At 47.3% G+C, this 20,489-nt stretch carries 24 protein-coding genes; 11 read left to right on the top strand and 13 right to left on the bottom strand.

All coding sequences use genetic code 11. The features are described from left to right. Positions 1-14 precede the first annotated feature (14 nt). A complete protein-coding gene (locus tag C7460_RS00985; RefSeq protein ID WP_170147841.1) occupies positions 15-869 on the bottom strand; it encodes a lysophospholipid acyltransferase family protein in 855 nt (284 codons plus the stop codon). A gap of 86 nt (positions 870-955) precedes the next feature. Between C7460_RS00985 and C7460_RS00980 the strand changes: the two genes are divergently transcribed. Beyond that, complete coding sequence (locus tag C7460_RS00980) at positions 956-1,786, top strand: 3-keto-disaccharide hydrolase (protein WP_115866188.1); 831 nt, start codon at positions 956-958, stop codon at positions 1,784-1,786. 28 nt (positions 1,787-1,814) lie between these two features. Here C7460_RS00980 and C7460_RS00975 read toward each other — a convergent pair whose 3' ends face one another. From C7460_RS00975 to C7460_RS00955, 5 genes are all read right to left on the bottom strand, one after another. Continuing rightward, positions 1,815-2,264 carry a hypothetical protein gene (locus tag C7460_RS00975; RefSeq protein WP_115866187.1) on the bottom strand — a complete coding sequence of 150 codons (450 nt, stop codon included), beginning with the start codon at positions 2,262-2,264 and terminating at the stop codon, positions 1,815-1,817. A gap of 5 nt (positions 2,265-2,269) precedes the next feature. After that, positions 2,270-2,731, bottom strand: coding sequence for a hypothetical protein (locus C7460_RS00970; RefSeq protein ID WP_115866186.1), 462 nt, complete (start codon positions 2,729-2,731; stop codon positions 2,270-2,272). A gap of 81 nt (positions 2,732-2,812) precedes the next feature. Beyond that, positions 2,813-3,616, bottom strand: a complete 804-nt coding sequence (locus C7460_RS00965) for a sterol desaturase family protein (protein ID WP_115866185.1) — start codon at positions 3,614-3,616, stop codon at positions 2,813-2,815. A gap of 92 nt (positions 3,617-3,708) precedes the next feature. Further along, positions 3,709-4,704 (bottom strand): helix-turn-helix domain-containing protein, encoded by a 996-nt coding sequence (locus tag C7460_RS00960; RefSeq protein WP_115866184.1) that lies wholly within the window; start codon positions 4,702-4,704, stop codon positions 3,709-3,711. 199 nt (positions 4,705-4,903) lie between these two features. After that, a complete protein-coding gene (locus C7460_RS00955; RefSeq protein ID WP_115866183.1) occupies positions 4,904-5,962 on the bottom strand; it encodes a 3-deoxy-D-arabino-heptulosonate 7-phosphate synthase in 1,059 nt (352 codons plus the stop codon). A 163-nt stretch (positions 5,963-6,125) separates the two neighbouring features. Here C7460_RS00955 and C7460_RS00950 point away from each other — a divergent pair, with 163 nt between their 5' ends. Together C7460_RS00950 and C7460_RS00945 are read left to right on the top strand one after the other, a co-directional pair. Continuing rightward, positions 6,126-6,539 (top strand): OsmC family protein, encoded by a 414-nt coding sequence (locus C7460_RS00950; RefSeq protein WP_245986118.1) that lies wholly within the window; start codon positions 6,126-6,128, stop codon positions 6,537-6,539. Next, a complete protein-coding gene (locus C7460_RS00945; RefSeq protein WP_115866181.1) occupies positions 6,539-7,486 on the top strand; it encodes a carbon-nitrogen hydrolase family protein in 948 nt (315 codons plus the stop codon). Before C7460_RS00950 ends, C7460_RS00945 begins: the two co-directional genes overlap by 1 nt. Positions 7,487-7,544: 58 nt before the next feature. Here the strand turns inward: C7460_RS00945 and C7460_RS00940 are convergent, their stop codons facing one another. Beyond that, the gene (locus C7460_RS00940; protein WP_115866511.1) at positions 7,545-7,736 is read right to left on the bottom strand and encodes a cold-shock protein; all 192 of its coding nucleotides are present in this window, start codon (positions 7,734-7,736) and stop codon (positions 7,545-7,547) included. A gap of 111 nt (positions 7,737-7,847) precedes the next feature. Here C7460_RS00940 and C7460_RS00935 point away from each other — a divergent pair, with 111 nt between their 5' ends. The 7 genes from C7460_RS00935 (at position 7,848) to C7460_RS00905 (ending at position 15,058) form a co-directional block, all read left to right on the top strand. Continuing rightward, a complete protein-coding gene (locus C7460_RS00935) occupies positions 7,848-8,390 on the top strand; it encodes a hypothetical protein (RefSeq protein ID WP_115866180.1) in 543 nt (180 codons plus the stop codon). Positions 8,391-9,118: 728 nt separating this feature from the next. Then, the gene (locus tag C7460_RS00930) at positions 9,119-9,970 is read left to right on the top strand and encodes a hypothetical protein (protein ID WP_221409416.1); all 852 of its coding nucleotides are present in this window, start codon (positions 9,119-9,121) and stop codon (positions 9,968-9,970) included. Beyond that, a complete protein-coding gene (locus tag C7460_RS00925) occupies positions 9,967-10,740 on the top strand; it encodes a DUF3179 domain-containing (seleno)protein (protein WP_170147840.1) in 774 nt (257 codons plus the stop codon). The genes C7460_RS00930 and C7460_RS00925 overlap by 4 nt, the downstream gene beginning before the upstream one ends. 58 nt (positions 10,741-10,798) lie before the next feature. Beyond that, positions 10,799-11,317 (top strand): hypothetical protein, encoded by a 519-nt coding sequence (locus C7460_RS00920; protein WP_115866177.1) that lies wholly within the window; start codon positions 10,799-10,801, stop codon positions 11,315-11,317. Then, positions 11,307-11,726, top strand: a complete 420-nt coding sequence (locus C7460_RS00915) for a hypothetical protein (RefSeq protein WP_147302811.1) — start codon at positions 11,307-11,309, stop codon at positions 11,724-11,726. Before C7460_RS00920 ends, C7460_RS00915 begins: the two co-directional genes overlap by 11 nt. A gap of 106 nt (positions 11,727-11,832) precedes the next feature. Next, a complete protein-coding gene (locus C7460_RS00910) occupies positions 11,833-14,190 on the top strand; it encodes a TonB-dependent receptor (RefSeq protein ID WP_115866175.1) in 2,358 nt (785 codons plus the stop codon). Continuing rightward, the gene (locus C7460_RS00905) at positions 14,174-15,058 is read left to right on the top strand and encodes a DUF4249 family protein (protein ID WP_115866174.1); all 885 of its coding nucleotides are present in this window, start codon (positions 14,174-14,176) and stop codon (positions 15,056-15,058) included. Before C7460_RS00910 ends, C7460_RS00905 begins: the two co-directional genes overlap by 17 nt. A 115-nt stretch (positions 15,059-15,173) precedes the next feature. On the opposite strand, the gene C7460_RS00900 is transcribed toward C7460_RS00905, so the two are convergent. The 5 genes from C7460_RS00900 to C7460_RS00880 all read right to left on the bottom strand — a co-directional run bounded on the left by C7460_RS00900 (position 15,174) and on the right by C7460_RS00880 (position 18,504). Continuing rightward, entirely contained in the window at positions 15,174-15,809 is a 636-nt protein-coding gene (locus tag C7460_RS00900; protein WP_115866173.1) for a peroxiredoxin, read from the bottom strand. Positions 15,810-15,883: 74 nt separating this feature from the next. Continuing rightward, the gene (locus C7460_RS00895; RefSeq protein WP_170147839.1) at positions 15,884-16,624 is read right to left on the bottom strand and encodes a carbon-nitrogen hydrolase family protein; all 741 of its coding nucleotides are present in this window, start codon (positions 16,622-16,624) and stop codon (positions 15,884-15,886) included. A 207-nt stretch (positions 16,625-16,831) separates the two neighbouring features. Next, entirely contained in the window at positions 16,832-17,278 is a 447-nt protein-coding gene (locus C7460_RS00890) for a GyrI-like domain-containing protein (protein WP_115866171.1), read from the bottom strand. A gap of 24 nt (positions 17,279-17,302) precedes the next feature. Further along, positions 17,303-17,968 (bottom strand): hypothetical protein, encoded by a 666-nt coding sequence (locus C7460_RS00885; RefSeq protein ID WP_115866170.1) that lies wholly within the window; start codon positions 17,966-17,968, stop codon positions 17,303-17,305. Further along, a complete protein-coding gene (locus C7460_RS00880) occupies positions 17,968-18,504 on the bottom strand; it encodes an RNA polymerase sigma factor (protein WP_245986115.1) in 537 nt (178 codons plus the stop codon). The genes C7460_RS00885 and C7460_RS00880 overlap by 1 nt, the downstream gene beginning before the upstream one ends. A 101-nt stretch (positions 18,505-18,605) precedes the next feature. Here C7460_RS00880 and C7460_RS00875 point away from each other — a divergent pair, with 101 nt between their 5' ends. After that, on the top strand, positions 18,606-19,697 hold the full coding sequence (locus C7460_RS00875) for a lactonase family protein (RefSeq protein WP_115866168.1): 1,092 nt from the start codon (positions 18,606-18,608) through the stop codon (positions 19,695-19,697). Here C7460_RS00875 and C7460_RS00870 read toward each other — a convergent pair. Then, the gene (locus C7460_RS00870; protein ID WP_115866167.1) at positions 19,694-20,488 is read right to left on the bottom strand and encodes a J domain-containing protein; all 795 of its coding nucleotides are present in this window, start codon (positions 20,486-20,488) and stop codon (positions 19,694-19,696) included. The two genes, C7460_RS00875 and C7460_RS00870, sit on opposite strands and share 4 nt — an antisense overlap. Between the last annotated feature and the right edge of the window lies 1 nt (position 20,489).

The following is a 20,489-nucleotide window of genomic DNA, read 5'->3' as shown; positions in this document are numbered from 1 at the left end:
GTAGCGCTGGGAGCTTACGGTTGAAGTTTCCAGCGCTTATGTGTCCACAGCCAATACTCTGGTGCTTCCAGGATTTGCTGCTCCAAACGAGCGGTATGTCGCTGGGTAATTGCTCCGGCTTCAGTCTCCCGTGGGTTGGGTTCCATTAGCTCTAGGTGCAGTTCATAGTGCCCTCTTTTGATTTTTTTAGCAGCCCCAAAGACTACTGCCTGATCATACGTCCGGGCATATTTTTCTGCACCAAAATGCACCGCTGTGGGTTGCCCCAAAAAAGTGGTCCAGTACACTTTTTGCCCTTTTCGTGGGCACTGATCTACCGCAAAGGTGGTGCAAGTCAAACCGGAAGAACTTTCGAAAAAGTCTTTAACCTGCTTTTTGGGGATCAGTTTAAGTCCAAAGCGCGACCGGCTCCCCGAAAATTTCTTTTCAAAAAATGGATTGGTAAGTGGTGTATAAATGCCCGTCAGCTGATGGGGGATCTGCGGGTTGGAGGCTACGGCGTACAGTTCCCAGTTTTGGTAATGCCCTCCAACCAATACGACACTCTTTTTCGCTTCAGCTAGCTCCTCCAATAGCTCGGGATTTACCACCCGAAAACGACGAATGGCTTCTTTTTGCGAAATGCTAAAAAGGCTAATACTTTCAGCTAGTAGGTCGTAAAAATGTCTGTAAAACTGGCGCCGCACTTTGCGCCTCCAGGCGGGGCTGCGGTCCGCAAAGGCCTTGTGCAGGTTGCAGGTGACCACCTTTTTGCGATAAGCTAAACCTACAAACTGCAAGCAATACAGAAGGTCACTGAGTAGGTAGATGACTCTCAGGGGTAAAAGCGATAGTGGCTTGAGTACAAGGAAATAAAGTAGTGCTGCCATTTGAGCGTGCCAAACTACAAAAGGCGTGTGGCATTTTCCCCTTGAAGATGTAGTTTTAATGTTTTTAAAATAAAGAAGTAGAATAGATGAAAAAACTGATGTTATCGCTGCTCGCTGGAGCTGCATTCTTCGCCAATGCCCAGGATATCCCACAGCCCGATTGGGATGAGCTCAATAAGACCAAGCCCTGGGAGCAAACAGAACTCTATAAAAAAGTGCCCGTGGTTACGCCTACGGTGGACCATTCGGCTCCATCTGACGCCATCGTTCTTTTTGATGGCAAAAACCTGAATGCCTGGCAAAAAGCACAGTATGGCTCTCCGGTGAATATGGAAGGGTTTGAAGCCATGGCACCACTGATGGACCCTGACTATAAGGGCGAAGCAGCCGAGTGGAACATCGTAAAAGGAGCACTGGAGGTAAACCCCGGAACAGGAAGTATAGCTACCAGGCAGGCTTTTGGTGATGTGCAGCTGCATATCGAGTGGCGTGCGCCTAAAATGCCGGCAGACAAGAAAGGTCAGCAGGGAGGCAACAGCGGAGTGATTTTTATGGGAATGTATGAAGTGCAGGTCCTCAACTCGTACAAGAACCCTACCTACAACAATGGGCAAGCAGCTTCTGTATATAAGCAGCACATTCCTTTGGCCAATGCCTCTCGGCCGGCAGAAGAGTGGCAGGTGTACGACATCATTTTTATGGCGCCAAAGTTTTCTGACAAAGGCACCGTGGTGAGCCCTGCACGCGTGACGGTTTTTCATAACGACATCCTGGTGCAAAACAACGTAGAGCTGCTAGGGCCTACCTGCTTTATTGGTACGCCGTATTATGTGGCTCATGCCGAAAAACTACCACTGGTGCTGCAAGATCATAGCGACAAGATGCAGTTTAGAAATATTTGGATCCGGGAGCTGTAGAGAATTACTAAAAGCTGAGCTTTTTGGCTCAGCTTTTAGTGGTTTCAGGATTTTTATCCCGCCTATGATTTTCAAACATCTCGATAGCCGTCTTGAGCAAACCAATCAGCCCGATTCCTAAGACCGTGATGCCGACAGATATCCCCTGAGATTCCTGAGAGGAAGTCAGGTACATAGCCGTCAGCCCCCCGATGATGAAGCTAAATGCCAGAGCAGCGATGTAGATGATCGCTAATTTGCCTTTTCTTGGGCTTTGCCATATTTTCCTGGAGAGCTTGTTCTGAGTCTTTCGCGGGTCTTGTAGCGACGAAAAGCTGATCGCCACACCGAAAAAGATCAGGACATTATTGAGGAAAAAGTAGTCCGGCTCATGATTTAGTAGCGATTTAAGAAAAGGGATATAGTACCACACTCCGGCGAGCAAAAGAGGATATTGCAGATAGCTAACTAGGTGGAAAATTTTTCGAGGTGAGTTCATGTGGGTTACTTAAAGAGGAGATAGCCAACGATGATCATTAGAGGGGTAGCTCGAAGCAATAGCGGTTGCATTTGGTGAATCAGTCCCCCTTGAGTGAAATTCATGGCTATGAGAATCACAGATATCATGAGTAGGTTAAAGCCACCGATATAGAGCATCGTGCTGCCCTGATCATTTCCAAACTGCATAATGTTGAATAGGATACCTACAGTGGCAATCGCACAGCTGATCCAGGCAATTTTTGGCAATATGACGAATCCCAACAAGTGGCCAAATCCTTTGGGTTCGTCGCTGGGTGAGGAGGGCTCTTCTGCGGGTTTGTGGGCATTGAGAAAAAAAGAAACTGCCAGACCAGATAAGCCAATGATGAGTAATTCGGTAATTTCAATTCCCATCGACTGAAGGATAAAGCCCAGGGCAGATGTAGCTAAGAAGGCTTTCTCCAGGTAGGGTAAGTATTTGTACATGCTGATTGAGTATCTAGTGATTATCTAAACCCTAAACTAATGCTGTTTTTGGCTGTTGGCAAGAAAACCGGGAGTATACACCTAAGCACTTAATTTTTGGCGTGTGTTTGCTTCCCTTTTTCGGCTAGTGACTTCCTCAAAAGTTTCTTCGTAGAGTTGATGATCCGTTTTCATCCACTTGTCCCACCAGGTAAAATACAGCCCGTAGTTGCAGTGAAAATGATGGTGGTGCATGTTGTGATGCGTGGAGGAGGTGTTCCAATTGACCCATGGGTTCTTGATAAATCCTTTCGGGAAAAGCTCAAAGCCGAGGTGGCCCAGTACATTTCTAAGGATCATGTAGGTGAGAAACAAGAAGAGATTAAACGTATGAACCGGCATGAGCAGTAAAATGAGCGGCAAGACCCCTGCTTGTACCACTGCCTCTAGCGGATGAAAGGAATAAGCCGCCCAGGGTGAAGGATTGGTGCTTTTGTGGTGGATTTTGTGCACGTGGCGGTAAATTTTTGGATGATGCATCCATCGGTGTGTCCAGTAGAAGTACGTGTCATGGATGAGTAGCATAAGTATAGGAGTGGCCACCAGATAGGTCCAGCCATACTGTGCCACATCTCTGTAGATGGTGAAAACGCCCGTCTTATTGGTGTAGTGGATACCCACTCCAACCAGAGCGAAAATCACGATGGTACTCATGCTGTAGGTGAATTCAAACCACAGACGATTGCTTTCAGGTTTTTTCTTTTGGATGAAGCGGTGACGAAGAGCTTTGCCGAAGAGGATCCAAAACACGAAAAAAGCTCCGCTGGCAGGGATGAAGTAGCGTAAAAAATCTACCACTACTATGCGTCGAAAGATCGATGCGAATTCCAGTATAAGTGCTTCCATAATTTGATGTTTTTGTGGTTAAGCTATCTCGGAGGACTGAAAAGTGCTCGTCGAAAGTGGATTATGCTTGCCGATTTTAAAATTGACCAGCATTAAATGTGCTTTTTTCGGTATTCGGTAGGTGTGAGGCCAGTGGCTTGTTTAAATGACCGGTTAAAAGGCCCTATGGAATTGTAACCTGTTTTGTAAGCTATCTCCAGGATGGTGAGACTGTTCAGGTCTGGATTTTTTAGCATTTCGGTGGCTTCTTTGATTCGAAACGAATTGGTGAAGTCTATAAAGTTCCGGTAGCCCATTTCCTGATTGATCACCCTTCGGACTTTGTATTCCTGTTCGTTGAGCAAATCGGCCAGCTGTCCAATGGTTAGTTTTTCCTGCCGGTAGAGCTTTTGGTCTACCATAATGTTTTGGATACGTGAGATGAGTTCGGGGTGCTGAGTGGTGCTCAGTTGCTTACGCGAGTCAAAGAGGTGGCTGCTGAGCTTGAAATTCAAAACGATTAACGTCGTATTAAACAGCAAGATCGAACTCCGCTGAATAAGCCTGGGGAGTAGCTGGTCTCCTTCGGATAGACTCAGCTCAGATAAGATGGTGATAAACACCATGAAGCTGATGAAATAAGTAAAATATCGTCTGAGCCGTATTCTGGATTCGTCCAGGTCGGTTCGCTTACCAGATTGAGCTTCCAGGATGGCTAGTAAAATAAACAGGATCGACAGGGCTTGGCTAGCCACATTGAAGTATGGAGTGTAGGAGGTATAGTGTGAAATAGCATAGAGACCATACGATGCTACTGCCGTAAGAATTAGGTATGTTAAAAGGCGTTTTTGATGTAGCGGAGTGTCGTTGAACAAGGTACGGGCCATGATCCAAAAGCTAAATGGGAGTAGCAGCGGGCCAATGATCAAAAATGCCCTCAACTCCGGCGGAAGGTGGTCGATGACCAGGTAAAGCAATACGCACATCAGGAAGCTAAGTACTGCCCAGGAGGCATTGATGCGGTTGCGGGCTTGCAAGATCAGTGCGATAGATAGTACGATGCTGTAGGCTGTCACCGTATTGAGATGTGTATAGAGGTAGTCGGTCATAGGGCTCAATAAGCAACTAATCTAATGAGAAAATTATAGTTGAGGTCCTATGTCATACGAGCGCTGACTTAGTAGTTGGCCGATTGAGCAAGATAGCGAGTGGTTACAGGAGGGAGGTCATATTTAAAATGAGCTCAAACAAAAAAAAAGCTTGCCAGGAGGCAAGCTTTTAGTTCATTAAGATTATTTGATACAACCCTTAGGCCGTAACGGGTAGCTCCTTTTTGTAATGCTTTCGGATCTCCCATATCTGATCGATATCCTGGATGAGCTTTCGTAGCACATCCGGAGTGATCGATTGCTTAGGGTCATCACCAATACCACGCTTAGGATCGCAGTGTGTCTCGATGATCACACCATCCGCACCGTATGCCATGGCAGCCATAGCAGCGGAAGGCACAAATTTCGCACGCCCTACAGAGTGTGACGGGTCTACGATTACCGGAGCCCAGGTTTTGTCTTTTAGTAGTGGAGTGATGCTCTCGTCAGGATAGTTTCTATAGCCATCCATGGTAGGAGAGGTACCTCTAGGGCAAAGCATCACATCAGCATTGCCACCAGCAGCGATGTACTCAGAAGCTGCGATAAATTCGTTGATAGGTCCCATTCCGATCGAACGCTTCAGCAATACTGCAATGCGCTTGTCAGCAGTAGCCTGACCTACTTGCTTGAGTAGGGAGTAGTTGAGTGCGTTTCGAGCACCTATCTGCAGGATGTCTACACCGGCTTCTACAGCGATCTGTAGCTGGTGGTCGTCCATTACCTCGGTATCTACCGGTAGTCCGGTTTGTTCTTTCGCCTCTATGAGGATTTTCATCGAGCTATCATCACCCTGAAACGAGTAAGGCATCGTACGCGGCTTCCATACACCACCACGTATGGCTTTGGCTCCAGCCTCTTTCACTGCATGTGCAGACTCGATGAAAAGGTTCGGGTTTTTAGGATCTATAGTACAGTGCCCCGCTATGATAAACGGAGACTCCCCTACGATATGATCACCAATCTTTATTTTGTGGTGAGCCAGCTCAGAGTGGATATCCATGAGTTTAAAAGGCGAATCCACCGCGTCAAATCGGTCGATATAGTCCAGGCCGAGTATGCGGTTGACCATGATGGTCTCGCGTTCTTCGCCTAGTACGGCATAGATGGTACGGTGATGTCCTTCGATGGGCTGGATCCGACAGTTGTATTCTTCTACTATCGAAACTACCTCCTCAAACTGCTCTTTTGTTAACTTTGGCTCCTTTGGAATGATCATAATCCAGGTAATTTTTACTTGAACGAGCAAAAGTAGCTTACTTGTATTAGAAGCCAAGAAGATTTTGAAAAATGTCTACCACAGGTGGAAACATTTAGAAAATTCGAAATTTTAATCGGTTTAATTCTTTAAATCATAAAACAAACAAAATATTGACATGGTAATGAAAGTGAACTTAGGTTTTAAAGGAGAGGAAGAGTATTACGCTGTAAACGAGCAGGGCAATCGGGTGGAAATAGATATGTTGGCTGCCGAAGACAAGCAGGCCATGTCGCCCATGCAGCTGCTGCTGGCAGGTGTGATTTCTTGTGCGGCTGTAGATCTGGTAAAGATGGTGAAAAAGCGTAGAAAGACCCTCGTAGACTTTTCTGGAGAGATCGCAGGTACGCGTCGTGATGAGATCCCTAAGCGCTTTACGGCCATGCACATCGTATACCGATTTGTGTCGCCAGACCTGGAGGAGGCTGAGGCCCAAAAGCTAGTCAACCTGGCAGTAGAAAAGTACTGCTCTGTGGCTGCTTCTTTGGATCCGGGTATCGAAATGACCCATGCTGTAGAAATTGCCCGACCTGCATAATGGCCGAAAAACTCACCATAGCAATCGCACAGCTGGCTCCGGTATGGCTCCATAAGGCCGCCACATTGCAGAAAGTGCAGCAGTCCATGCAGGAGGCTGCTGCCAAAGGAGCACAGCTGGTGGTCTACGGTGAAGCACTGGTGCCAGGCTATCCTTTTTGGGTAGAAAAAACAGACGGTGCCGTGTTTGATAGTGCCATGCAGAAGGATTTTTATGCCCACTATGTGCGTGAAGCTGTAGCGATAGTCCGTGGTGAGTTAAATCAGCTGAGCGATCTGGCCGGAAAGCTCAAGCTAGCAGTGTATCTCGGTGTGATCGAGAAAGCACAAGACCGGGGAGACAGCCTCTACTGCTCACTGGTTTACATCAACCAAAATGGAGAAATCGCCTCTGTGCACCGAAAGCTGGTGCCTACCTATGAGGAGCGCCTGGTTTGGAGTCAGGGCGATGGCCATGGGCTGGTTACTCATAGCTTACCTCCCTTCACCGTAGGTGGTCTCAACTGCTGGGAAAACTGGCTGCCGCTAGCACGCACCAGTCTCTACGCTCAGGGCGAAGACCTGCATGTCTCTGTGTGGCCTGGAAACTACCGCAATACACACGATCTGATTCCTATGATAGCTAAAGAAGGGAGGTCTTTTGTGGTGGCGGCCTGTGGGCTGTTTGGCGAAAGCCAACTAACAGACGATCTGCCACACGCTGCACTACTCAAAAAGAAGATGAATGGTGCACTGGCCAATGGGGGTAGCTGTGTGGCTGCCCCAGACGGGAGCTGGTTGCTGGAGCCAGTAGTGGATCAGGAGGGAGTATTTGTAGTGGAGCTCAATCATGAGCAGGTACGCAGAGAGCGCCTGCTCATGAACGGAGTGGGCCATTACAGTCGTCCGGATGTCTTTGAGCTAAGGCTCAATACCGACAGACAGACCCTTTTGAATGATAAACATTAAAAAACCCTGGCACATTGGCCAGGGTCAGCAATGATTAAAATTTGATATCTATTAAAGCTTAAGAAAGCTTAACATTCACAGCATTCAATCCTCTTTTACCTTCTTTCAATTCGAAAGTAACATCGTCATCTTGTCTGACCTCATCGATCAAACCGGACACATGTACGAAGTATTCTTTGTCCGATCCTTCTTCTTTAATGAAACCATAACCTTTGGAATCATTGAAGAATTTTACTTTACCAGTGTTCATTAGAAATAAAATATTAATTAAGAAAGGACCAAAGGTAGGGAAATAATATTCTCCGTTATTTAAAACTGGAACAATGTTTGGTTTCATCATTATGAACCAAATGTTACGGCCATGAAATATTCGTATACCAAAGCCTGTTTTGCCCTCCTAATCCTCCTTTCGTCTTGTTATAGTTCTACTGAGGTAGGTCCTGTAGGCCCTCCCGGTCCGCAGGGACCCATTGGTCCTAAGGGTGCTGATGCAGAAAATGCCTACGTTTTTGAGTGGGAGAACGTAAATTTCACAGCGCCGGATTTTGAGGTGATTTTGCCCTATCCGGACAACTTTGAGGGCTATGCCTCAGATGTGGCTCTGACCTACCTGCTTTGGGATACTTACACTACCGATGATGGCGAGGTGGTGGAAGTTTGGCGAAAACTCTCCCAGAGCATCCCTACGGCAGATGGGATGTTGGTCTACAATAGTGACTTTTCGATCTATGATGTGCGCCTGTTTTTAGATGCGGAGTTTCCGCTCACCTGGCTCGGTGCAGATGATACCGATGCCTGGGTAGTTCGTGTGGTCATTGTGCCCGGTGATTTTTGGAATTCGGGTAGGGTAGATTTTTCAGACTATCAGGCTGTGGCCAAAGCGTTGGAATTGCCGGAGCTGTAGGTTTTTGTTTTATTTAAATCAAAGGAACGGAGAAATAGAGACCAATCAAATAACCCTCTGAATCTCAATAAAGACCCTGGAAGTTTTAGAAACCTCCAGGGTTTTTGATTACTGAATTAGATCTTTTTGAAGTGGTCCTTTTAACATAGAGCCTTTCTTTAGAGTCAGTTAAGATTAGTTGCTGTAATGGGTGGCTTGATTAAATTTTTCATAATACTAGTGGCATTGAAGATTTTCCGGAAAAGATTTGCAAGCAAATTTGTGGGAGAAGACAAAAATTTGTTTGAAATCCTGTTGCAAACAGGATGAGTTTATTTTTGTCCCCCAAATTTGAGTGCAAATCCCGGCAAAAGCTTCAAAGCCTTGGGTTTTTGACGGTCCGCCGCTGCGGTACTTTTGGGCTAAGCCAAAAGTACGGAAGTAAATAATGCATGTGGGGTTTTTGAACGTCTATCAGTTGAGTTAACGGAAGAGATAAGATGCTTTCAGTAGCCTGGGATATTTTTAATAAGATTCCGATGGATTAGTATAGTTTGTAGAATATCTGAACTTCAAAACTAGCCGTCCGCAACTGGCCGTTCCCCAAACTCAAGTCGAAAAAGCGCTCCATAAGCGCTCACATGAGCAATATTCAGCACCTCTGTCTCGGTGAGGACAGTGCATGGTGAACAAACCCGCTACCTTTTCTGTGTTATAATTATATGCAGGCGGGTCATTTCAAATATCGATTGGCGTTTATCCTTTTACTCATCGCTGGGTTTGCGTTTGCTGGCGGTGGATGGACACAGCCCAAAGGGGGCTTTTATGCCAAGCTGGACCACTGGTGGACAGTCTACGATCAGTACTACGACCTGTATGGTCATAAGGTAGAAGACCGCAAGCGAGCACTTCTTAAAACGAGTATTTATGGTGAATACGGAGTTACTCCAAAACTTACTGTAGCAGGTTACTTCCCTTTTGTGAGTGCTGCGATGGTAGGTGAGGAGGTAGCCAAAGGCAGTGGGCAGGTACTGGCCGAAGGAGACCAGCTCACCACCGTAGGAGATGGGGTGTTGCAGGTGAAATACAACCTGATCAACGCGCTGGTAGCTTCTCTGAGTGTGTCTGGCATCCTGGGTATCCCTACAGGCACTGCGGAGGGAGGCACAGATGGCACGCTGTGGACCGGAGATGGTGAGTGGAATCAGATGCTCCGGGCAGATTTGGGTATTTCCATTCCTGTGGGAGACTATTACCCCTATGCCAATGGCTATGTGGGATACAATCACCGAACCCGGGACTTTACCGATGAGCTGCATTTTGGAGCAGAAGCTGGTTGCGAACTGGGGAAATGGTTTTTGGTGGCGCGCATGGATCGGGTGCGAGCGCTGAAAAAAGGTGAACTGGAAGAAGCCACTTTCAGTAATGGCCTTCAGCTAAATAATTCTTCATTTTGGAACCTTTCGGCAGAAGTGGCTTATAAGTTTACAGAACTTGTGGGCATAGTGGTAGGCGCCAACCAAATGGTGGGCGGTAGACAGGTGTATGCAGGTACTGGGTTTTCAGTGGGGGTGTTTATGGCTAAAAGTGAATGGTTATGAAATGGTGGGCAATGATCGTAATCGCAGTGTTGGTAAGCTGCGACCTTAGCAAGGAAGTAGATCTTGAGGATGAAGACAATCAGGAGCTAGACCCTGCCACCTGCGGAGCGCAGGTGATTGTGGATGGGGAGTACTATGAGCAAAATGGCCGACAGTACCTTGGTGATACGCAGGACTCCACCCTGCGGTTTGATATTACCGGATGGTCACTCAACGTGTGTCATGTTCGTCATGGACTGGGGCGGGAGACTTTTCAGGCTCTGATTTCGCCAAAATATGATCGGGTGTCAGAGGTAATCGATCGGCATGATCCTGAAGAATCCGCCGTAGTGGTCAAGGATCAGGGCAACGTAAAAGTGTACCCGTTGCTGACTTTGATCAATCATGAGGCCATCAACGATGTGGCCAATGGTGAACCCATAGTCGTGGTTTTTTGCTATTTGGCGGATCTGGTGACGGTTTACAGTCGAAACTACTGCAATCGGACTTTGACGTTTGGGGTGACGGGCTATACCTACGCAGACCCCAACATCCGGGGAGGATTAGAAAGCTTCCTGCTGTGGGACCGCAACTCGGAAAGTGTCTGGTGGCCCATATTAGATCAGGGCGTGTCGGGTGCCTTCAAGGGCTATCGCATGGTGAAGTACAATTCCCGAGAGTGGGACATTATGACCATGGGTGAAATCGGCGAAAAGTACCCAGATGGATTGGTGGTGAAAAAAGGGCAAACCGTAGATCCTCCCAATTTTGGTAAATGGACGGGCTGCTAGCTCAAAAATACCGTCTGGCCCGGATGCTATTTGTCTTAGATTTTTTCATTTTTGATGCATGGGGCTATTCACCAAAATCAAAAACTATATCACAGGAGGCGCTGCTGAAGTCGGCATTGTTTTCGAGGAAAATCCTACAGATGGGCTGAGCCCGTTGCGGGTCTTTGTGACGGCTTTTGCCAATGCGGACTGTAAGGCCAGTAACGTCTACCTCAAATGGCGTGCACGGGAGACCTACAAAAAGCTTGTGACCACTACCAGTACCGATAGTGATGGCAACTCCACTACCTCTACCCATAGCGAAACCCGATACGAAGATCATTATACAGCACAAGTCAAGGTAGCGGAGGAGGTCTCCATAGCCAAAGGAAAGGAAGAGCGCTGGCTGGTTACGCTGGATTTGCCCAGGGAGGCTCACCCTACTTATCATGGCAAGGAAGTCTTTTTTAAATGGGAGGTCTTCGCAGGACTCAGTATGCCTGGCAATGACCCGGACAGTGGCTGGCAGGAGGTTGTCATACGCCGCAAAACCAATTACCAATACAAAGAGCAAGAAGCAAATGGGCGTGATCAATAAATTGAAAAACTACGTAACGGGACAAGGTGCTCGCGTAGAGATGGCTTTCGGAAATCCCGAAATCAACGGGCCGGAAGCGCTACAGGTGACGCTTACAGCTGAAGCCACAGATGACGTGCTATATGCCGAACAAGTAATCCTCCAGCTCAGGGCAATAGAGCGATCTGCTTCCAGTCATGTGTTGTATTCTGACGACCTGGTGCTAGATAAGCAAGTCCAGCTGAGTCCAGGGCAACCGTCAAAATGGGAGCAGTCTGTAGCGATACCACCACATATCGCCGGGACTTTTGTGGGAAAGCATAGCAGCTTTCACTGGGAGGTCCGAGGCAGACTGGAGGCTGCAGGCATAGACCCTAAAAGTGAGTGGCAAAAGTTTTTTGTCAACCGTATCCCCACTACTGAACATTGATTTTTCAAACCGTTTTCAACTAAACCATAAGATTCAGGGTCTTAGTCACAATTGCATACAAAGGTGTGCGTTAATGCGATAGTGTAATCACCTAACCTTATAGTTTATGAAAAACCTTTGGCTGCTTGCCGTCCTTTGGCTGCTTGCCAGCCACGCTTTCGGGCAATACCGAATCAGTGGCTATGTAGAAGATGAGTCATCGCGCGAAAAGCTCTTTGGGGCTACAGTGGTAGTAGCTGGAACTACCACCGGCACTACCAGTAATTTTTATGGATATTTCAGTATGCCTCTGTCCAGAGATAGTGTCACCCTGGCCGTTTCTTTTGTGGGCTATCAAACCAAATACCTCACCCTTTCACTCACTCAGGATACATCCATGACTATAGCTCTGCCGCCTATGGTGGAGCTGGAAGCAGTGGTGGTAGAAGGGGCACGTGAAGAGGTGATGGCCGTGCAGCCTCAGGTATCGTCCATAAATATTCCTTCTAAGCAGCTCATGCAGCTTCCGGCCATTGCCGGTGAGATCGATCTGCTGCGTGGGCTACAGCTGCTTCCGGGAGTGCAAAGTGGTACCGAAGGGCTTACGGGGATTTATGTACGTGGAGGTGGTCCGGATCAAAACCTCATTTTACTAGATGGCGTGCCGCTCTACAGCGTTTCTCACTTGGGAGGGCTGTTTTCTGTTTTCAATCCAGATGTGATCTCAGGTGTCAATCTGATCAAAGGTGGGTTTCCTGCCAGGTATGGGGGACGGCTATCATCCGTAATCAATGTAAAGGTAAAAGACGGCAATAGAGCCAAGCGTCAGACTTCTGGAGCCATCGGGCTGGTTTCCGCTCGCCTCACTACGGAAGGGCCACTGGCGCAAGGCAAGGGCTCCTACATGGTGGGCCTGCGCAGAACCTATATTGACCTGTTTACCCGGCCAATATCCCGTGCAGCTACTGACGGAGAGGTTTCTTTTGGCTATCTTTTTTATGATTTTAATGGCAAGGCTACTTACGATCTGGGACCTAAAGACAAGCTTTCGGTGAGTGTATACAGTGGAGATGATAAGGGGGTAGGAAAATTTGATGATGACGAAAGCAATAGCAAAACCAGGTTTCAGTGGGGGAATTTTTTGGCCACAGCCCGGTGGAATCACCTGATTTCAGATCGCCTGTTTACGAACCTTTCCCTGAATTATACCCGCTATCGATTTTTGGTTGGATTTGAGCAAGAAGATACCCAGGATAATTCCAGTCAGTTTTACGAATACAGGTCAGGTATCCAGGATGTCGGTGCCAGATATGAGATGGAATACTACCTGTCTAAAAAGCATCAACTGCTCACGGGCATGCAATTGACGCAGCACTATTTTACTCCTGGAGTCAATGCTTTCAAATCAGAGGACCAAAATGAAAAATCCGACACTACGTTTGGTTCCTTCAATATTACCGCTCAAGAGCTCAGCTGGTACCTGGAGGACCAGTGGGAAATCAGTAGGAGATTTAAGCTCAACGCAGGTGCACACTTGAATTTTTACCATGTGGATGGCAAAACCTTCTCTTCCCTGCAGCCTCGGGCTACACTACGTATGCTAACCGGGAAGTATGCTTCATTCAAGCTCAGCTATGCGGCCATGCAGCAAAATGTACATTTGCTAAGTTCATCGGGCGTGGGGTTGCCCACCGATCTTTGGGTGCCAGCCACTAGAAAGGTGCGGCCGCAGATTTCACATCAGGTCACCGTGGCATACAGCCAGCAAATAGCCAAAGGAGTGGAGCTGAGTGCGGAGGTCTATGCTAAGCGGATGAATCACCTGATCGCTTATTCGGAGGGTGAAAACTGGCTGAGTGGTGGGGATGACTGGCAAGAGCGCGTAGAATCGGATGGAGAAGGTGCCTCCAAAGGGCTGGAAGTGTTTTTGCACAAAAAAGAAGGGCGATTTACCGGGTGGGTCGGGTATACGCTTTCCAAAACAGACCGTCAATTTGAAGAGATAAATTATGGGGAGCCGTTCCCTTACCGATTTGATCGGCGGCACGACATAGGGATCCTGCTCACTTATCGGATAAACGAACGCATTGATATATCCGCCACCTGGGTGTACGGTACCGGAAATGCTATCACCCTGGGAGAAGGAAGATATCTGGCAGTAGGGTATGGGTATCCTAGCCTGTATGGCGATTTTCCAAACGATCGTTACTATAACGACGAAGTGGAAATTTATAACGGCCGCAATGGTTTTCGTATGAAGCCTTACCACCGGGCCGATTTTGGCATCAGATTTACGAAGGCCAAAAAGTGGGGAGAGCGCACCTGGAATCTTGGGTTTTACAATGCCTACAATCGCGCCAACCCGTTTTATTATTACTGGGCTGATAGCTACAACAATACCACCCACGAATACGAGGGTCGCAAACTGAAACAAATCGCACTATTTCCAATAATACCTGCCTTTAGTTATGAATTTAAGTTTTAAGGATCTATTGAGTTGGCTGATGGCGGTGGTGCTGCTTTCGGCTTGTACGGATTTTTTCGAGAAGGAAGTCTATGTAGAGATGCCTCCGCATGAGCCTAAGTTGGTGCTAAATGGCCTGGTAGATGAAAGTGATTCGGCATTTCGCTTGCTCATTACTCGTACCAGTCCTCCAAATGGTCAAACAAATACCGCTTTGTATGAGGCTGGTGCTCAGCCTGCTGTAAAGCAAAATGGTATGGAGCTGGTGGGGGCTTTAAATGAACAATATCATTGGGTGTATCCGTGTGATATAAAACCGGGAGATACCTTCGAAGTGCTCGTCAATGATGATGACCTGCCTTCGGCCAGCTCATCGGTTAGCTTGCCGAATCCAGCTAATCTATTGAAAGCGGAGCTCGATGGTATTCGCTATGATATTGACGGTTATGAGTATAGCGCCATCAAGTTTGAAATGGTAGATGAAAAAGGAGTGGACAATTTCTACGAAGTGTTTCTTATGTATGAAGAGACTGCCGGCTATGAAGATTCGGTATATGTGTACAGGTCGGAGATTGGCTGGATACAATCTCCTATTCCGTGGCTGGAGGAATCATCCAGAGGCTTAGTTTTTACAGATGCAGCATTTAAGGATGGGGAGGTTAGTCTTGAAATTTGGTATGACTATTATCACCCAGATTTCAAGTACTATGTAGGTGTACGAAGCGTTAGCGAGTCCTACTATGAGTACATGAGGAAATATGAGATCCACCAGTGGAATCAGTATCCAGACTTGTTTTCAGGTGAGCCGGTACCCATGTACAATAACATTTCGGGAGGTTACGGATTGCTCGCTGCTTTCACCTCCACCGTTAAGAAAATTGAAGAATAAAAAAAGGTGGCTTAGTGCGCAAAGCACCGGTGCCACCTTTTAACCATCAATCAGTTTTTTATTATCAGAGACGCTCATTTGACAAAATCAAAAGACGCTCTTGAGTACATTCAAACTACTTATCCGGCTGAGGGGTCATGCGTAGATATGGTTTGATCACCGTGTGTCCTTTGGGGAATTTGCCAGGGATTTCCTCATCCTTCACCGCAGGAGTGATTACCACGTCCTGCCCTTGTACCCAGTCAGCTGGAGTTGCTACACTGAAGTTGGCTGTCAGCTGCAGGGAGTCGATCACGCGTAGAATCTCCGCGAAATTTCTTCCGGTGCTCGCCGGGTAAGTAATTGATGCTTTGATCTTTTTATCTGGTCCTATGAAGAACACCGAGCGTACCGTAGCTGTTGCCGATGCATTCGGGTGAATCATGTCGTAGGCTGTTGCCACCACACGGTCCGGATCTGCAATAATCGGGAAGTTTACCTCACAGTTTTGGGTTTCATTGATGTCTTTGATCCATCCCTGGTGAGACTCCAGATCATCTACACTCACTGCCAATACTTTGGTATTGCGACTAGCAAACTCATCACCTAGCTGTGCCGTACGACCAAGTTCTGTAGTACACACTGGAGTGTAGTCTGCAGGGTGAGAATATAGCACGCCCCAGCTGTCTCCCAGCCATTCGTGAAAATCGATTTTTCCTTCGGTAGTTTCTACCTGAAAGTTGGGTGCATCGTCACCTATTCTTAATGCCATAATTGATATTGATTTTAGGATTCAAAAATGAAGTTTGACAGGACTAACGAATCGTACGAATTGAAGTTTGGTTGTCAGACCGTTTTTTGTTGCAGTTGGTGAGTCTTTGTCCGCTGCATGTCCGTATCCACAATCAAAAGTCCTTCTTCATCTCTGGATAGCAAGCCGATGGGTTGTCCCCCAGCTGCCCATACAGCTGATCCACCTGCGCAGATCCCTTCTTCGCACTCACCTACAGCATTTACGAGCAGGCTCATCACGCTATGTTTTTTTGCTACAAGCTGAAGGTGCTCATGGGCTCTTGCCAGGCCGGTGGCTGTTTTTGCTACAGAAGTGGCATAAATTTCCATGTGGAGTTGCAGGCAGTTGGAGAGGTGTGTCTCCAGGCCTAGCTCGTAGCAGATCGCCGGGGCTATGGCAGGTGAAGGGTGTAAGAGTGCTACCTCTTTGCCCGGTGAGAAATAAGGTGTTTCATCTGGGTGAAGGTGGTTTTTGGCGTAAGCAGAAGGAGCCGTATCGGGAGCAAATGTCAGTAAGCCAATTTGCGGAAGCTCTTTGGTGCTCAGCGGCATGCCACAAGCAATGGTCATGCGGTACCTCTGTGCGGCTTCTTGCAGAGGAGAAAAACGCGTATGTGTGGAGGGAAGTGCCAGCTCTTTAGCCAGTGAGGGCTCATAGCCTGTAAGCGATAGCTCAGGGAAGAGTAATAAATCCACATCAAATCGATGCGCAACACGAGCTACATGAAGGTGCTGGCGTAGGTTGCTTTGAAAGTTACCTCTAAAAGGAGCGATTTGTGCTAAAGCGATAATCAAGGGAAGAGTAGTTTGTTTGTGCCAAGTTAACCAATAAAAAAGCAGGCCTGACGGGTGGCCTGCTTTCTTTAGAAAAGATACAATTGTACAAAGGCAATGTGTTGTCTATCCTCAAATTTGATCTGATCGTCAATTAACTAAGGGGTGTATACAAGGTAATGAATACTTGTTAGTTATCTGTCACATGACGGGATTTTTTTTCGGAGATCAAGAAATGAAAATATCCACCTCAGCATTGGACCAGTCCTGGCTGCGGCTGTCATATACTTCAAAATCAAACGTGTATTGACGGCTATGTTTACTTTCCCAGACCTCTTTCCAGGCGGTAGTCATGCACTCGGGCATTTTGCCTTTGGCTACTACTTTTTGATAACTGCCGGGCGGTATCATGAGATGGTCTAGCTCTGGATTAGGCTCAGTAGGAGCTTCGCTACCCACAAAATACCGGAATGCAGCTGGATCATTTGGGTCATAGTCGTAGTAAACAGCAAATACCTTGTCAGATAAGCGGCCCTTTATTTTACTTGCTACCTCTTGCTCAAACTTTTGCCAAAGTGCACCACAGTCTTCCGAAGACTGTGCGTTGGTGTTGGTTGTGCGTCGATTTAGGTCGAGCCCTACCAGTTGGATAGGGCTAGGAATCGTAATGCTCATTCGGTCAGTTTTTTTGAATTAAATCTAACGTTCTTTGTCGAATTCATCAATCTCGCCGATGAATTCCAGCGCCTTGTTGATCTGACTGCCATTGCCTATGATGAGTTTATTCATCCAGGGTTTGTTGGCATTTTTGGGGCTTAGTTTTCGATGTGCCCATATAGAGAATGGTAGAAAGACCAGTACCCCGATGGCTACATTGCTCCACAGCCAGGTAGGGTCGGCATGCAGCATGATGTCTATACCAAACAGTGCTTTGAAAAACCAGGCAATGAAGGCCATGAAAAAGGGAAAGATCCATACGACCAACCGTAAATAGCGGATAATGATCAGCTTGAGTCGGAGTAGTTTGCCCTGTACAGTAGCTACAGGTTCGCTAAAGTCTATGCGGCTGATCAGCTCTAGCTCGTGTACGCACCCCACACTGATAATGAGTGTCCAGATACTCAGTATGGCTCCCGAACCTACCAGGTATGGGGAAGGCCACCCACCGATGGTGAAATGCACAAAGTAGTAAGTGGCTAAGACATAAAAAGCCAGCGTAATCCCAATCACCCAGGTGAGTTTGTTGAGTTCGTTTCGAGCCTTGCTGGTGTTGGTAGTGCGCAGCAGGTGCATGTTTAGCTTCCAGTTTCGGTCTAGCTTTTCGTCGTACTGTTTCCAGTAAAGTTTTAGTTGATCGATTTCCATTAGTCTTGAGTTTTATGTTGAGTAAATGCTTGTTTGAGTTTTTCTTTTATTCGTCCTATGCGTGTGCCTACATTCGACTTGCTGATGCCAAGTATCTTGCTGATTTCTTCATGAGACAGGTCATCCAGGTAGAGCAGGATGATGGCTTTGTTAAACTCATCCAGCTGGTTGATGAACCTGTGCAACTGTGCCACCTGCGGGTTTTCTGATGCTGGAGGAGGTGCCTCTATGACCTGTGTGAGCGATTCGGTTGTTTCTTTTTTTTGTTTGCGGTGATGGCTGATGGCCACATTGAGTGCCACGCGGTAGAGCCAGGTGGATAGCTTTACCCGGCCATCGTACCGGTGTAGGCTTTTCCAGACCTGTACGGAGATCTCTTGCATCAGGTCATCCCGGTCTTCCGGAGCCTGACAGTAGGAGTTAATCACTTTTAGCAGGAGTGGCTTATATGTTGTTAAAACCTGCTCCAATGTCATTTCCGGTGTAGAGGCGTTCATCTTTTCTGAAAGGGATACTGTGGAGGCGGATTGCTTCATGTGGTCTTGCTTTGCCCTGTTATTCGCAGGTGACCATAGAAAAATCACACGCCGCGCTGATTTTTTGTAAATTCACCTTTTTTTAAACCATTCATCGATCTATGAAATTACTCAAATTATCACTGCTGCTGGCAGTACTGGCCGCGTGTAGTCCGGCGGCTCCTAACTATGACCTGCTCATCGGCACCTATACAGGTGAAGGTAGCGAAGGGATCTACTCAGCTACGTTTAATTCAGAAACGGGAGAATTGTCATTGCCTGCGCTTGCCGCCAAAGCCAACAATCCCTCTTATCTTACCATCACTCCAGACAAAAAGCGGGTGTACAGCCTCGGAGAACGACCCGATGGCAAAGTGGTGGCTTATGCTGTAGAAGAAGGAGGTCTCTTACCTTTCGATACCGTAAGTGCTGTGGGTAAAAACCCTTGCTATGTGGACTTCAGTACGGAAGCCAATGCCGTTGCGGCTGCCAACTACTCTTCTGGAGATGGCGTGATCTATGCCTTAAATCAGGATGGTACGTTTGTAGATGCAGTAGATACTTTTCAGCATGTGGGCTCAGGGCCAAACGAAAAACGCCAGGAAGGCCCTCATGCGCATTGTTCTATTTTTTCGCCGGATGGCAAGTTTCTCTATGTCGTAGACCTGGGGATCGATGCGGTGATGGGATATGCTGTGAAAAATGGCAAGCTGGGCGAAGGTTTTGTAGCCTTACAGCTAGAGCCGGGTGATGGTCCTCGCCATTTGATTTTTTATCCAAAGCGAAATCAGGCCTTTGTGATCAACGAACTTTCCAATACAATAGTCTCCGCGCAGGTTAATACTACTTCGGGTAAACTAAATCAGCTCGACAGAGCCTATACCTTGCCGAAGGATTTTGCTGAGCACAGCCAGTGTGCAGACATTCATATCAGTAGTGATGGGCGGTTTCTATATGGCTCCAACCGGGGGCACAACAGTATTGCTATTTTCTCAGTGTCCGAAAGTGGAAAGCTGGATTTTCTAGGCACAGAGTCTGTGCAGGGAGACTGGCCCAGAAACTTCACACTAACACCGGATGAGCGTCATCTGCTGGTTGCCAATCAATATTCGGACAATATCACCGTCTTTGAGCGCAATCCAGAGACAGGTATGCTTACATACACAGGCAATGAAGTGAAAATGTCCAAGCCTGTTTGCTTGAAGTTTTTCTAAAGCCCATAAAAAAGGTATAGCTGTATGATAGCGGTAAAAATGGCCAAAAGGCCCACACCTATTTTTGGGTCCAGCCTTTTGGTCACATACCGGTACAGCCCCAGGACCAGAAACTGAAACGGAATAAGAAAGCTGAAAGTAGCGTAAACACTGTAAATCTGAGCAACTACACGTGGCTCACCATCCAACATCAGGGTGGCACTAATGGGTTGACGAAATATCGCGGAGGCCCGTACGGTAGCCTGCTTACCTAGCTCTTTGAGCACTACTTCACCCTGATCAAAGCGCATGCGAAAATCAGTAAACTGAACATCATCATACCGGTAGATTGCCCTCCCTTTTGATTTTTCGTAAACCCGAGATACACCCACTACTTCCTGCTCATGCTCCCGGTAGGGGAGGCTATAGTCCAGGGCCAGTAGTAAGTTAAATACCATGGCTCCGAGGAGAATAATATCCATCACATAGAAGGTCTTGCGAATGGTTTCCATACGCATTTTCTGGATTTCGTGGGCTTTGCGTCGTGCTCGTTCACGGGCATCCTGCCGCCAGCGTTCGTATTCGTCCTGCGCAGGGTTGTAGTCATAATTTACCTGCTCCTGATGAGGTGTGGGGCCCACTTTCATGAGAAAGTTGTACGCCTCTGTGATGGCGATGAATTGCTCCCGTGCTTCAGGGTGCTTGTTGAGGTCTGGGTGGTACTTCTTGGACAGGCGGCGGTAGGCGGCTTTTACATCTTGTTTGGTAGCTCCAGGCTCCAGCTCCAGCAGGTTGAGGTAGTGGTTTTGCATG

The organism is Marinoscillum furvescens DSM 4134, assembly GCF_003386095.1.
In the GTDB taxonomy this organism is placed as follows: domain Bacteria; phylum Bacteroidota; class Bacteroidia; order Cytophagales; family Cyclobacteriaceae; genus Marinoscillum; species Marinoscillum furvescens.
This window is presented reverse-complemented; position numbering and strand designations above follow the sequence as displayed.

Coding starts and splice junctions, on each gene's coding strand:
- C7460_RS00885 (WP_115866170.1), bottom strand. CDS start 17,968: ATGGAAATCGATCAACTAAAACTTTACTGGAAACAGTACGACGAAAAG.
- C7460_RS00960 (WP_115866184.1), bottom strand. CDS start 4,704: ATGACCGACTACCTCTATACACATCTCAATACGGTGACAGCCTACAGC.
- C7460_RS00945 (WP_115866181.1), top strand. CDS start 6,539: ATGGCCGAAAAACTCACCATAGCAATCGCACAGCTGGCTCCGGTATGG.
- C7460_RS00985 (WP_170147841.1), bottom strand. CDS start 869: ATGGCAGCACTACTTTATTTCCTTGTACTCAAGCCACTATCGCTTTTA.
- C7460_RS00925 (WP_170147840.1), top strand. CDS start 9,967: ATGAAATGGTGGGCAATGATCGTAATCGCAGTGTTGGTAAGCTGCGAC.
- C7460_RS00950 (WP_245986118.1), top strand. CDS start 6,126: ATGAAAGTGAACTTAGGTTTTAAAGGAGAGGAAGAGTATTACGCTGTA.
- C7460_RS00955 (WP_115866183.1), bottom strand. CDS start 5,962: ATGATCATTCCAAAGGAGCCAAAGTTAACAAAAGAGCAGTTTGAGGAG.
- C7460_RS00880 (WP_245986115.1), bottom strand. CDS start 18,504: ATGAAGCAATCCGCCTCCACAGTATCCCTTTCAGAAAAGATGAACGCC.
- C7460_RS00980 (WP_115866188.1), top strand. CDS start 956: ATGAAAAAACTGATGTTATCGCTGCTCGCTGGAGCTGCATTCTTCGCC.
- C7460_RS00965 (WP_115866185.1), bottom strand. CDS start 3,616: ATGGAAGCACTTATACTGGAATTCGCATCGATCTTTCGACGCATAGTA.
- C7460_RS00940 (WP_115866511.1), bottom strand. CDS start 7,736: ATGAACACTGGTAAAGTAAAATTCTTCAATGATTCCAAAGGTTATGGT.
- C7460_RS00875 (WP_115866168.1), top strand. CDS start 18,606: ATGAAATTACTCAAATTATCACTGCTGCTGGCAGTACTGGCCGCGTGT.
- C7460_RS00870 (WP_115866167.1), bottom strand. CDS start 20,488: ATGCAAAACCACTACCTCAACCTGCTGGAGCTGGAGCCTGGAGCTACC.
- C7460_RS00920 (WP_115866177.1), top strand. CDS start 10,799: ATGGGGCTATTCACCAAAATCAAAAACTATATCACAGGAGGCGCTGCT.
- C7460_RS00935 (WP_115866180.1), top strand. CDS start 7,848: ATGAAATATTCGTATACCAAAGCCTGTTTTGCCCTCCTAATCCTCCTT.
- C7460_RS00970 (WP_115866186.1), bottom strand. CDS start 2,731: ATGTACAAATACTTACCCTACCTGGAGAAAGCCTTCTTAGCTACATCT.
- C7460_RS00905 (WP_115866174.1), top strand. CDS start 14,174: ATGAATTTAAGTTTTAAGGATCTATTGAGTTGGCTGATGGCGGTGGTG.
- C7460_RS00975 (WP_115866187.1), bottom strand. CDS start 2,264: ATGAACTCACCTCGAAAAATTTTCCACCTAGTTAGCTATCTGCAATAT.
- C7460_RS00900 (WP_115866173.1), bottom strand. CDS start 15,809: ATGGCATTAAGAATAGGTGACGATGCACCCAACTTTCAGGTAGAAACT.
- C7460_RS00890 (WP_115866171.1), bottom strand. CDS start 17,278: ATGAGCATTACGATTCCTAGCCCTATCCAACTGGTAGGGCTCGACCTA.
- C7460_RS00910 (WP_115866175.1), top strand. CDS start 11,833: ATGAAAAACCTTTGGCTGCTTGCCGTCCTTTGGCTGCTTGCCAGCCAC.